This window comes from Bacteroidetes bacterium endosymbiont of Geopemphigus sp. (assembly GCF_002904345.1).
GTDB lineage: Bacteria > Bacteroidota > Bacteroidia > Flavobacteriales > Blattabacteriaceae > GSPS2-BC2016.
Window position 1 is genome coordinate 268349 of sequence record NZ_PEIH01000005.1, and the last position, 12182, is coordinate 280530.

Consider the following 12182-nt stretch of genomic DNA (forward strand, 5'->3'; position numbering starts at 1 on the left):
AGGAAGAAATCGCGAAAAATATTATGGATCATCTTCAAAATAGTATGCACTATGAGTTGAATCAAACACAACAAGCCTTTCAAAATGCCCTTGATAACCTAAAACGTAGAAAAACGACCGGAAACTGGTGCAGATTAATTACGAAAATTTAAAATACCAGTATAAAAACGGCATTCGCCCGAGCATAGAGGTGCTGAGCGCGCAAACATCTCTGAAAGAAGCAGAAACCGCCTATATCAACGCGCTTTATGAAATTTTAATCAAAAAGGTAAACCTTTTTTTTATTTTCTTAATCTTTTTACTGACCTCTTGTCAAAAAGGTCCCGAAAATACTGTCCACACTCCGTGGCAGTGGAGGTACTACCGTGGCTTACTCTCAATTGCCTTTAGAATACACTTTTCTCCCCTGTATAGTATCAGGAAAGCAAATCGATTTGCGTACCGATATCAACGGAGTTTTAGAGGGAATTCTTTTTAAAGAAGAAAGTTATGTCAGTAAAGGACAAGTCCTGTATGATATTGACAAAAACCGATATAAAGCTTCTTATGAACAGGTTATGGTTCAATGGTAAGTTTCAAAAGATCATCTTGAGCAATCCCAGATGGACGCATAACGCTATAAAAACCTCAGGTCAAATTATTTTAACTACCATGGCGAGCAAACATGAGATGTTAGCTGATTTTTATCCTGAGAGCTTATAAACGAATTCGTTTTAGAGGAATGACCGTAGCTACGGTTTTGGATACCTTCTTTGTACCTATGTTGTATGTCTGGATTGTCAAACTCAGCAAGAAAAAAAAGAGATCAATAAGAAAAATCGATAGTTTTGCCACTTATAGACCCTATTTATGATTGAACTTATAAAAGATTATATGAGTCAAAACGGATTTAACGTGTGCACAAGAGTGGCGGAAAAATTTGGAATTAGAGTAAGCAGAATACGTTTATTTTTTATTTACACTTTATTTGTAAGCTTTGGACTCAGCTTCTTTCTATATCTTTTACTCGCTTTATTTATAAAACTTAAAGATCAGTTTTTTATCAAAAGAAAATCGGTATTTGATTTGTGATGCAATCGATTTATCTTTTAAATCCTCCAACAACATTCGAATTACCCCGGAATGAGCATTTTCAAGTGAACTTCTTAATCAGCGCTTTGTTTTGTTCATACTTTAGCTTCTTAAAGTCATGGAGTATTTCTTCGAGAAGTAAAATTTATATTACCCCATCTTACACTTCTTCGTTAGTTAACATTATTAAAATAAGTGTAATAACAAATTATCTTGTATTATAACATAACGTGTAATTATATGCCTATTTTCTGTTCAAATGCTAACACAATATGGCGGACATCTATTTTCTTGCGCTTGGCAAACAAAACCTCTCTCCCATTTATTTTAAGATTTTTCAAACGCTATTGTCAATAGTAGTTCTTATAGTTAATCCCAGAGATAAGAAGAAGCAATGTGTAAGAAATCTAGCCCAAGCTACTCAGAAGGATTTGATCAACACTTCTATTGAAAAGCTTTCCTGATTTAGCGTTGACCTATCTTTTTCAATGAAGTATCAATTCTATTTCTTTCCCTAGTGTGTTCATTGTGTTTGTCAATGGGTTTTATATATACCACCGATACGTAAAGAAAACAGGAGGATGTATTTTGTCATTGCAAGCTTCCATATGAAACGAACTTCTCTGGTCCTTGGCCTTGGAGCTGCGCGCCCACAGTTATAAGAAGCTCTATAAACTCTTTCCTTTATAAAAATATTTACCGTTTGTTCTTTTCCGTTTGTTCTTTTCCGATGGAAGCTGCCCAGTGCAGAGGATTATGGCCATAGTTATTTTTAGCATTCACATCCGCATCCTTTTTGATAAGATGAAGCAGATTAAATCCATTTGATGCTTTAGCTTTGATACCTCCTTTAGCCTTAAGTATCAGATCTACTTGTTTTCTTAGGTGTAAAGACAAGCTCTCAGCGCTTATAAGGTTTGTTAAGAAAGGGACTTTTATTTAAACTTAAATAAGAGCCTATTTAATTGAATTTGCTTTGATACTTTTGAGTTTCCCAATGGATCTCTTGTTTGTTTTCCATCTTTTCACAAAGAGTGCGCTCATTCTCAAAAACTCGCCTCTCAAAGAGCTTATCTCTTCTATTTCCACGGGGCTCTAAGGCGATATAATCCGACAAAGCACGAACGTACTCTTTAAGCCGAGTATAGGTGCTGCTCATCTTCTGAAGCTCTTTCCCTTAAATATAATACATTAAATATCTCAAATAACCTATCGTACACTCTCGATCCGTAGCGGGATCCAAACTACTCAAGGGCCGCTTGCAGATCCCCTTGGCTTTTTTCTGAGTAGAGTTGCATCTGACATAATGGTTTTTTCTTATCACTTGGCGTATCTCTCCTCTAGGATGCCCTTAAAGAGGTTAGTCTTGCTGTAGTTGTCAGTCTCTCTTTCACTTTTAACATCGTCAAAGTGCCTGAAGTCCCCTGTCATGTTAGAGAAAAACTTCTTATCTTCAGGGGTTTGTATGGCCTTGTAGCACTCGACTACTTCATTCGCCGAGTAAAAAATCGAAGCTATGGGAAGGAGGAAGAAGTTGGCTAAAAACACGCATCACGGTGCTCTTTCCTATCCCGTACCCTCCCCCCCCCAACCACTATAAGCAGATTCTCCATAGCTTCTCGACCCTTTACGAAGGGCTTTTTATGAGCTAACTACAAAGCTCTTGATAAAGAGTTTATAAAGATCCTCAGCGGCTGAGGTTGTAATTTACCTTACGGACCGGGGACATTCATCTTATTTCTTGTACGTTGAGTTTCTTTCCATAGGATCAGAAGAGGCTCTTTGCGTCTTTACATATCCATTGAGCTCTTCTTGATTATAGGAGCTAAGATTCTTGTGGTTTTTAATCCGGTGAGCTTTAGCTGTAGTGATGATGAGCTTGCCTATCCTCTCAAGTCTTAGCGAAACGCTCCGAGCAAAACGCAATGCTCAACGATTTCTTTTTCTTCTTCCACTGAGCATAGAAACCGAGCGGGTCGCTCTGAAAAAACTTCAATTTTTTTTGAAAAAAAGGAGGAAAGGGGATTTTATTATTTAAGTTATAATTATTATTTATATTATTTAATATTTCCTCGCGAATGCCTCGTTGCGTGCTTCGCTCGCTGACTTAAATGAAGAATCTTATCACTCTATTTTTATCCCAGAGCCGTTCTCGCGCTAAATATCTTTCCAAGGCGATCAATTCACTGGATTGAAGAGAGATATACTTACCCTTGTATAGCTCAGCCTTCGCTTCAAATCCCGCTTTCTACCTGCTTTCTTCTTAGAAGCTCGGTATGGGTCCAGAACTCGCAAGTGGGGTGTAAATAGTCGATAAAGATCTCTTTTGATGTCCTTATCGATAGCTGACGAAAGGCTTCATAGGATGAGTTATTCGCCTCGTTGATGAACAATAAATCTCGTTGCCTCTCTGAGCTTTGTTGGGCTGTCGGCTGAGAAGAACTCAAAAGTCCACTTTTTAAGATAGTAAGTCTAGTTAGAGCTATAAACGAGGCTTCTTTGAATAAGTCCTCGGCCCCTTGCAGTATCTTAAGAAAAAAGTCCCTTAGGGTGCTTCTCTTTAAGTGCGGCAGGTTATCTGACACTATAAGCGCACTCTGACTTGAGAGTACCTTAAGATCCAGTAAAGATAAGACACGTTCCATGTCTTGTGTGTCGAGCTTCCGACCTGAATGACTTTAATAACATTTGTTAAGACGTATTATCTTCTCTGGTCGACTCGGATAAGATCATGTCTCTTTATGATTATCGCAAAGCAAGCCCTTTAAAAGAACTTTGCCTTCTTTATCGGTGTCGGTTTTTTTAAATAAAAGACGGCCATGAACGGTGATCAGAATCTTTAAAAAACTTTATTTCCCATGGTTATTATTGGCAATAATTGCATATCCTTCCGGTTATTTTAGAGAGTCAATTTACCGATGGATCGCTCAAAAGATTTTTTAGTAATTTCCATGATATCGGCCAGCATCACTCCATCAGAGCTTAATTTTTTTAAACGAACCTCTTGCACACTATTAGATTTTATCCCTTCCCAGGGGGCCTTTACCTTAATGTAATTTTCAGTATAGCCATATAGAAAACCCCCTTTATTTTCTTGTTCAAAAAGTACCTTGCGCATGCTTCCTATTTGATTTTCATAAAACTGACGTCGCTTTCTAACCGATAACCCGCGAAGCGCTTTATTACGCTTGTATCTGATGGCTTTCAGTACTTCTCCTTCCATGCGAATTGCTTCGGTATCTGCGCGATCGGAATAAGTAAATACATGCAAATAAGAAATTTCAAGCTCACTTAAAAAGTGAAAAGTTTCCATGAAATGTTCATCACTCTCACCGGGAAAACCTACGATAACATCTACTCCAATACAGGCCTGCGGCATAAAAGCCTTGATTTTATTCACTTTTTCAGCATACAACTCACGCATATAGCGACGACGCATTTTTCGAAGGATATCATTACTTCCCGATTGTAAGGGAATATGAAAATGGGGTACAAATCTTTTGCTAGAGGTCACAAATTCTATGATCTGATCGCTGAGCAGGTTGGGTTCTATAGAAGAAATGCGAAAGCGCTCGATTTCTTCTATGACATCCAAAGCTTTAATAAGTTCTAAAAAAGTATGCTCATGCTTTTTATTGCCAAATTCTCCTTTGCCATAATCTCCTACATTAATTCCGGTGAGAACGATTTCTTTAACTCCGGTACGGGCAATTTCACGAGCATTTTCGAGAACCTTTTCTAAGGTAGACGAACGCGAAACACCACGCGCCAGAGGTATAGTACAGTAACTACATTTATAATCACAGCCATCCTGAACCTTAAGAAAGGAACGCGTACGATCTCCTATTGAATACGAACCTACATAAAAATCAACTGCCTTTATCTCACAAGAGTGAACCTCTCCTACGGTCTTTTTAGAAAGATCCGAGAGATAATCGGTGATTTTGAATTTTTCAGCTGCGCCTAATACTAGATCCACACCCTCAGTAAGGGCAATCTCTTCAGGCTTGAGCTGGGCGTAACAGCCGGTAGCGATAATAAAAGCCTTCGGGTTATTTTTTAAAGCCGATCGTACAACGCGTCTGAACTCTTTATCAGCACTTTCTGTTACCGAGCAGGTATTAATCACATAAATATCTGCTTTTTCTTTAAAGTCGACACAAGAATAATGTTGATCTGAAAATTGCCTTGAGATCGTTGAGGTCTCAGAAAAATTAAGCTTACAGCCCAGCGTATAAAAAGCGACCCGACTTACAGAGGTAATGAATTGTTGCATAGGGCAAATTTAACGCATTTTCTATAAACCAATAAATGCGTAAAAGACGCCCTTATTAAGGGTGTCTTTACAAGCAAAATAACTTATATAATTAGTGATTAGCCAGATAATCAGCTACACCGCTATGGTCAGCTTTCATTCCCTTTTTTCCTTTTTGCCAGTTGGCCGGACATACTTCTCCGTGGGTTTCAAAATACTGCAAGGCATCCACCACACGAAGAGCTTCCTCTACGCTTCTACCCAAAGGTAAATCATTAATCAACTGATGGCGTACCACACCTCCTTTATCGATTAAAAATAAACCTCTGTAAGCTATAAGTTCCCCATGGGCCTCGAGCTGATCAGATTCGTTGTAAAACCACTCCCCGGCCAGCACACCGTAGTCATGAGAGATAGTCTTATTTGTATCGGCTATGAGAGGATAAGTAACACCTTTAATCCCTCCTTTATCTTTAGGAACCTGAAGCCATCCCCAGTGTGATTGTTCTGTATCGGTAGAGGCAGCGATGAGTTGTACATTTCTAGATTCAAAATCTTTTAGCCCTTCCTGAAAAGCATGTAATTCTGTAGGACAGACAAAAGTAAAATCTTTCGGATAGAAAAACAGCAGCACATATTTTTTGCCTTTAAATTGCTCCAGAGCAAAGTCGCGGACGACTTTATGACCTTCTATTACGGCACTTGCTTTAAAGTCAGGCGCTTTTCTTCCAACTAGTGAAACCATAGACATAGATATTGTATTGAAGTAAACGTTAACACTCTCGAAGTTAAGTTTTTTTTTGAAGAAATTAAAAACGCTAAGATTAACATTTATGAAAATATATACGATAAAGCTATGCCAAGAAAAAAAAGCAGCAATTTAGCTGAGTTTATTTTATGACCACTGGAGCTTTCAAACCAAATGACCGTGGCGATATGGATGAAAATACCTGCAACAAAAGCATTAACATAGGTTTCGTATCGGCTAAGCAACGGAAGCTCACCTATCCATATTCCCAAAGGAGCAGAAAGCGCAAAAATCCCCATCCAAAACAGGACTCTTTTTTTGCTTTCGAGGGCATCTGTCAGAAAAAAATACAGAATAGCTGCCACAGGAATTTTGTGAATCAGAATAGCGTAAAGTAAACCGTGGTGATCTTGATGAATAGCCATGGCTTCAAGCAATGAATGTGCGAAAAGCCCCAGAAATATGCCATAAGGAAAAGGACTTCTTCCTTTAGAATGGATATGACCATGCTCTATACCTTTGGTAATGGTTTCGAGCAATACTTGAACCAGGATACCGCTAAGGACAAAAAATCCTACGCCTCCCTGATCTTCTTTGCCGTATACCTCGGGAAAGAGATGATTAAAAACCGTACCGAGTAGATAAACGCTGCTAAAACTCAGTAAACCATCAGCACTAAAGCGACGAGCTTTGATCTGATACGCGAGTATCAGACCGATAATAATTGAGAGTAAGAGCAATAAAGAAACCATGAGATTTTATGAAATAAATTTTATTTCTAAATCGGTCCATGTTTTAGAGCCTCCCATTCTTTTTTTAAGAATCGCCCTGTAGCGCTTTTTGAATCTTCCATGAGTTGTCGAGGACTGCCTTTCGAAAGAATTTTTCCACCTTTTTCCCCGCCCTCAGGTCCTAAATCTATGATATGATCCGAAGTTTTGATCATATCTAAATTGTGTTCTATAATAAGTACCGTGTTGCCAAAATCTACTAGGCGATTGAGCAACTCTGATAAAATGCGTATATCATCAAAATGCAAACCCGTGGTAGGTTCATCAAGAATATAGAGGGTATTTCCGGTTTGTTTGCGGCTGAGCTCGCTGGCTATTTTTAGACGTTGGGCTTCGCCACCAGATAATGTAGTAGAGGTCTGCCCCAGGCCTATATAACCTAGATCTACGTCCTGCAAGGTTTTCAGCTTGGAGTAAACCCTATGAATGGATTTAAAGAAAACTGAAGCCTCATCTACGGTCATATTTAATACATCGCTGATAGATTTTCCCTTATAATGCACCTCCAGGGTTTCTTTATTAAAGCGTTTTCCTTGACATTTTTCACAATGTATATAAATATCGGGAATAAAATTCATCTCTATCGTACGCAAACCTGCTCCCATATAATGCTCACAACGACCACCTTGAACATTGAAGGAAAAACGTCGTGATTTATAACCTCTTATCTTTTCTTCGGAAAGTTGTGAAAACACTTTCCTGATATCCGAAAACATTCCTGTATAAGTTGCTGGATTGGAACGAGGGATACGTCCTATAAGTGATTGATCGATATCGATCACTTTATCTATATATTCAATACCCTCTAATCGTTCATAAGGTAAAGGATCCTGAATTGATCTATAAAAATGACGACGAAGCGCTTTAAAAAGCGTTTCATTAATCATAGAAGATTTGCTACTCCTTGAAACCCGTGTTACACAAATCATAAGTCCTAAAGGCAAGGATATATATCGACTTTTTTTAAATTATGCCCGCTAGCCCCTTTTAGAAGAACACAATGACCATTTCCTTTCCTGGGTTTAGTAGTAAAAACAAGATCCTTTTCTCTTCGAAGGTAATAAAATGTAAGTGTATCTGCTTGCAAAAGCTCATCGGGCGTACCACTAAAACAGACGTTCCCTCCTTTTTTTCCGGCCCCTGGTCCCATATCGATAACATAATGAGCTTCCTCTATCATCTCACGATCATGTTCTACCACAATAGTAGAATTACCTACAACCGTAGGTTCCTTCAGGGAGCGAATCAAACGCCGATTATCTTGCTGATGCAATCCTATGATGGGTTCATCCAAAATATAAAGAACATTTACCAGCTGAGAACCTATTTGTGTAGCTAAACGAACAGGTTGACCCTCGCCCGCCGGAGAGTGTTTTTGAGCTCCGATTGAGACTTAAATAGCCCAGACCTATATCGCACAAAAATCTGATGCGCGCTTGTATCTCTTTTACAATATCATGAGCAATGAGACATTTTCGATCGGATAGGTATTCAGGAAGTTGAGCTATCCAGCGTTTTAGTTCATCGATTTGTAGTTGGGTTAGATCTGCGATATTCTTTCCGGCTATTTTGAATAATAACGATTCTTCTTTCAGGCGAGCTCCTTTACATACAGGACAGGTTTTTTGTTCTACATAATTTTTAAAAGCTGCCGAGGTCACAGATGATTCCTCTTGACTGAGTCTCTCCACATAAGACACTACTCCCTCAAAACAAATGTGATAAGAGCGTTTTACACGGGCAAATTCTAACTCAAGGGAAAAATTTTCATCAAATCCATAGAGAATGGCTTGCAAAGCTTTTTCAAGAATATTTTTAATAGGAGCTTCTAAGCTAAAATTGAATTTTCCGGCAATACCTTCGAGTTGTTGAAAAACAAATTTTTTTGAATAAGGTCCTATAGGCACTAAACCTCCTTCTTGTAGCGATACTCCCTCATCGGGAATAATTTTTATTAAACTAGCTTGTTGTATTGCCACTAAACCTTTACAACGCGCGGGCAAGCGCCTTTAGGAGAATTGAACGAAAAATTATTAGGCTCAGGCAAAGGGTAAGAAATTCCTGTACTCGGACAACACATCAGTTGCTTGCTGAAATGACGGATCTCTTTATTTTCACCATGTTCGAGTACCATCAGCGCACCCTGTCCATGGTGCATTGCTGTGGAAATACTCTTTGTAAGGCGACTATTCTGCCGGCTGGAATTAGAGATTTCAAGTCGGTCGATGACGAGCTCCACATCATGAAGCTTGTGTCTATCGAGCTGCACGCCTTGGCTTAGCTCACTTATAATACCATCGATGCGTACTTTTAAAAAACCTTTTTTTCTGACATTTTCAAAAAGCTCGCGATAATGCCCTCTTCGGGCACTTACCAGTGGAGCCAGAAGGCTTATTTTACAAGACTTATAATCTTTTAGTGATAATTTTTGAATCTGTTCTTCAGTATATGCGACCATTTTTTCTCCCGTAGTGTAAGAATAGGCATCGGCTGTGCGCGCGTAAAGAAGTCTTAAAAAATCGTAAACTTCGGTAATAGTCCCTAAAGTGGAACGCGGATTTTTTGAAACGGTTTTTTTGCTCTATAGCTATCACAGGGGAAAGACCTTCAATTTTATCAACGTTTGGACGCTCAAGCCCTCCAAGAAATTTCCGGGCGTAAGCTAATAAGGTTTCTAAATAATGAGGCTGCCCATCAGCGTAAATCGTATCGAAAGTTAAAGAAGATTTGCTGCTTCCACTTAATCCTGTGATCACTACCAGTTGATTACGCGGAATGTAAAGCTCAATATTTTTTAGATTGTGCTCTCCTCTCGCTCCATAGATACAGATATACTCGCTCATCAAAAGCATAGATTACGTTCGCTGGTTGATCACAGCGTGATAAAAAAAAGCACGGAAACCTTGGCTAAGGTAAGACTTTTGCTAAAGTCATTCCGATTTCAGCTGGAGAAGCTACCACGTATAAACCGCAATCTTGCATGATTTTCATTTTGGCCTCAGCCGTGTCATCTTTTCCACCTACTATAGCGCCGGCATGTCCCATAGTGCGCCCTTTAGGCGCGGTTTTCCCGGCGATAAAACCAATCACAGGTTTTTTATTACCTGTTTCATAAATCCAACGTGCCGCCTGCGTTTCGAGCATTCCTCCTATTTCACCTATCATTATAATAGCTTCTGTTTCAGGATCTTTCATAAAAAGAGCAACTGCCTTCTGGGTGCTGGTACCGATAACGGGGTCTCCTCCTATGCCGATGGCCGTAGAGATGCCATAACCGGCTTTGACTACCTGATCAGCCGCCTCATAAGTAAGCGTTCCTGACTTGGATACGATACCTATCCGACCTTTTTTAAATATAAAACCTGGCATGATTCCTATTTTAGCTTCTTCTGGGGTAATAATTCCAGGACAATTAGGCCCAATAAGCCGAGAATTGCGATTTTTAAGATATTGCTTTACCCTAATCATATCGGCCAGAGGTATGCCTTCTGTGATACACACAATCAAAGCTATTTGCGCGTCAGCGGCTTCCATGATAGCATCAGCAGCAAAGGCAGGAGGGACGAAAATGATGCTCACATTAGCATCGGTAGCTTCTACAGCCTGAACAACCGTATCAAAAACAGGTCTCTCGAGATAATCTTGACCTCCTTTAGCTGGAGTGACTCCCCCTACAATCGGAGTACCATACTCAATCATCTGCCGGGCATGAAAAGTACCTTCCTTTCCAGTAATCCCCTGGATAAGGACACGTGAATTTTTGTCGACAAGTATACTCATAGTTCATTATTTTGATGCAATTTTTTAGCAGGAAATCCAAGAAAGCTATTTTTAGAAAGCTCTCTTAAAGTGGCCAATGATCTGTAAGCAACTTTAACCTCTTGTGCGGGGTAGCCAAAATAGGTTTTATTACCCTCAAGATTTTTACTCACGCCGGACTGAGCTAAAACTACCGCTCCTTTACCGATAAAAAGGCCACTGGAGATACCCACTTGTCCCCAAAGAATTACCTGATCTTCAAGTGTACAACAACCTGCTATTCCGGTATGGGATGCGATTAAGCAATTTTTTCCAATTCGTGTGTCATGTCCAATTTGTATCAAATTATCAAGTTTACTACCTTCATCTATAAGGGTTTCATCCGTTATACCACGATCTATGGTACAACATGAACCAATCTCCACTCTATCTTTAATGTGCAAAACTCCTCCTGAATGGAGTTTAATAAATGATCCCTCATGTTTTTGATAATAGAAAGCATCGCTTCCAAGGACAGTTCCAGACTGTATGATAACCTCATCACCGATCACCGTATGCGGATGAATCGTCACGTTCGGATGTATATGGCAATCTTGTCCAATGATTACATGATTTCCTAAAAAAACTCCAGGACCTATATAGGTATTCTTTCCAATAGTAGCTTTTTTCGAAACGTATTCAGTGGCTTTTTGGAAAGGAAAAAAATGACGGATAAGGCGATCAAAATCACGAAAAGGATTTTCTGAGAGAATCATTCCTTTTTCTGGGGGAAATTCTATTTCTTTATCAATAATTAAAGCACTTGCCTCAGATTGTAAAGCTTTATCATAATATTTAGGATGATCCACAAATAAAAGCTGTCCTTTTTTTATTCTGTGAATTTCATTAATACCGCTTATGCGTAGATTTTCAGGACCTTTCCAACTTCTGGCTTTTATAAGTTTTGCTAATTGTTGTAAGCTGTAATCTCGGGGAAAATTCATATTATTTCGCCCTTTCAATGTAGGAGCCATCTTCAGTATTTACTTTAATGCGCTCACCTGCGTTGATAAAAAGCGGCACTTGTATCACAGCTCCAGTTTCCAAAGTAGCTGGCTTAGTAGTGTTAGTAGCAGTGTCGCCCTTAATTCCAGGCTCGGTATAAGTCACCTCTAGGATGACGCTGGCTGGCATTCCAAGGTTCAAGGGAGTTTCATCTTCTTGCTGAAAGCTGATAGTCACTTCCAGGCCTTCTTTTAAGAATCGATCTCCGGAAAGGAATTCCTTAGGAAGTTGGACCTGATGATAATCTTGTGTGTTCATAAAATGAAAGCCGCTTTCATCCTTATAAAGATACTGATAATTATGCGATTCCACACGAACTTCCTCTATTTTATGCCCAGCGGAAAAAGTATTATCCAATACCCTTCCATTGGTTAAACTCTTGAGCTTAGTCCTTACAAAAGCCGGTCCTTTTCCTGGCTTTACATGAAGAAATTCTACAATTTTATAGACATCATTGTTAAAACGAATGCACAAGCCTTTTCTGATATCTGCAGTAGATGCCATAAATTTTTAA

General features: G+C 39.2%; 12 protein-coding genes and 1 pseudogene. 3 read left to right on the top strand and 10 right to left on the bottom strand.

From position 1 onward, the window contains the following. Window positions 1-365: 365 nt before the first annotated feature. The 3 genes from CS842_RS06825 to CS842_RS02490 all read left to right on the top strand — a co-directional run bounded on the left by CS842_RS06825 (window position 366) and on the right by CS842_RS02490 (window position 1535). Window positions 366-572 (top strand): biotin/lipoyl-binding protein, encoded by a 207-nt coding sequence (locus CS842_RS06825; RefSeq protein WP_241518420.1) that lies wholly within the window; start codon window positions 366-368, stop codon window positions 570-572. A gap of 301 nt (window positions 573-873) precedes the next feature. Beyond that, window positions 874-1071, top strand: a complete 198-nt coding sequence (locus CS842_RS07810; protein ID WP_430537313.1) for a PspC domain-containing protein — start codon at window positions 874-876, stop codon at window positions 1069-1071. A 272-nt stretch (window positions 1072-1343) separates the two neighbouring features. Beyond that, a complete protein-coding gene (locus CS842_RS02490) occupies window positions 1344-1535 on the top strand; it encodes a hypothetical protein (RefSeq protein WP_103327321.1) in 192 nt (63 codons plus the stop codon). Between the two features lie 232 nt (window positions 1536-1767). On the opposite strand, the gene CS842_RS02495 is transcribed toward CS842_RS02490, so the two are convergent. The 10 genes and pseudogenes from CS842_RS02495 to efp all read right to left on the bottom strand — a co-directional run bounded on the left by CS842_RS02495 (window position 1768) and on the right by efp (window position 12172). Further along, window positions 1768-1968, bottom strand: a complete 201-nt coding sequence (locus tag CS842_RS02495) for a hypothetical protein (RefSeq protein ID WP_103327322.1) — start codon at window positions 1966-1968, stop codon at window positions 1768-1770. Window positions 1969-2032: 64 nt separating this feature from the next. Then, entirely contained in the window at window positions 2033-2230 is a 198-nt protein-coding gene (locus CS842_RS02500; protein WP_103327323.1) for a hypothetical protein, read from the bottom strand. A 1075-nt stretch (window positions 2231-3305) separates the two neighbouring features. Further along, the gene (locus CS842_RS02515) at window positions 3306-3716 is read right to left on the bottom strand and encodes a hypothetical protein (RefSeq protein ID WP_103327326.1); all 411 of its coding nucleotides are present in this window, start codon (window positions 3714-3716) and stop codon (window positions 3306-3308) included. A gap of 254 nt (window positions 3717-3970) precedes the next feature. After that, entirely contained in the window at window positions 3971-5347 is a 1377-nt protein-coding gene (gene mtaB, locus CS842_RS02520) for a tRNA (N(6)-L-threonylcarbamoyladenosine(37)-C(2))-methylthiotransferase MtaB (RefSeq protein WP_410468506.1), read from the bottom strand. A gap of 91 nt (window positions 5348-5438) precedes the next feature. Beyond that, complete coding sequence (locus tag CS842_RS02525; RefSeq protein ID WP_103328014.1) at window positions 5439-6071, bottom strand: peroxiredoxin; 633 nt, start codon at window positions 6069-6071, stop codon at window positions 5439-5441. Between the two features lie 86 nt (window positions 6072-6157). Then, window positions 6158-6826, bottom strand: coding sequence for a ZIP family metal transporter (locus tag CS842_RS02530; RefSeq protein WP_103327327.1), 669 nt, complete (start codon window positions 6824-6826; stop codon window positions 6158-6160). 26 nt (window positions 6827-6852) lie between these two features. Beyond that, window positions 6853-9717, bottom strand: a pseudogene (uvrA, locus tag CS842_RS02535) (excinuclease ABC subunit UvrA). 55 nt (window positions 9718-9772) lie between these two features. After that, window positions 9773-10645 (bottom strand): succinate--CoA ligase subunit alpha, encoded by an 873-nt coding sequence (gene sucD / locus CS842_RS02540; protein ID WP_103327328.1) that lies wholly within the window; start codon window positions 10643-10645, stop codon window positions 9773-9775. Further along, window positions 10642-11607 (bottom strand): UDP-3-O-(3-hydroxymyristoyl)glucosamine N-acyltransferase, encoded by a 966-nt coding sequence (locus CS842_RS02545; RefSeq protein WP_103327329.1) that lies wholly within the window; start codon window positions 11605-11607, stop codon window positions 10642-10644. Before CS842_RS02545 ends, sucD begins: the two co-directional genes overlap by 4 nt. Window position 11608: 1 nt before the next feature. After that, window positions 11609-12172 carry an elongation factor P gene (gene efp, locus CS842_RS02550; protein WP_103327330.1) on the bottom strand — a complete coding sequence of 188 codons (564 nt, stop codon included), beginning with the start codon at window positions 12170-12172 and terminating at the stop codon, window positions 11609-11611. Window positions 12173-12182 lie beyond the last annotated feature (10 nt).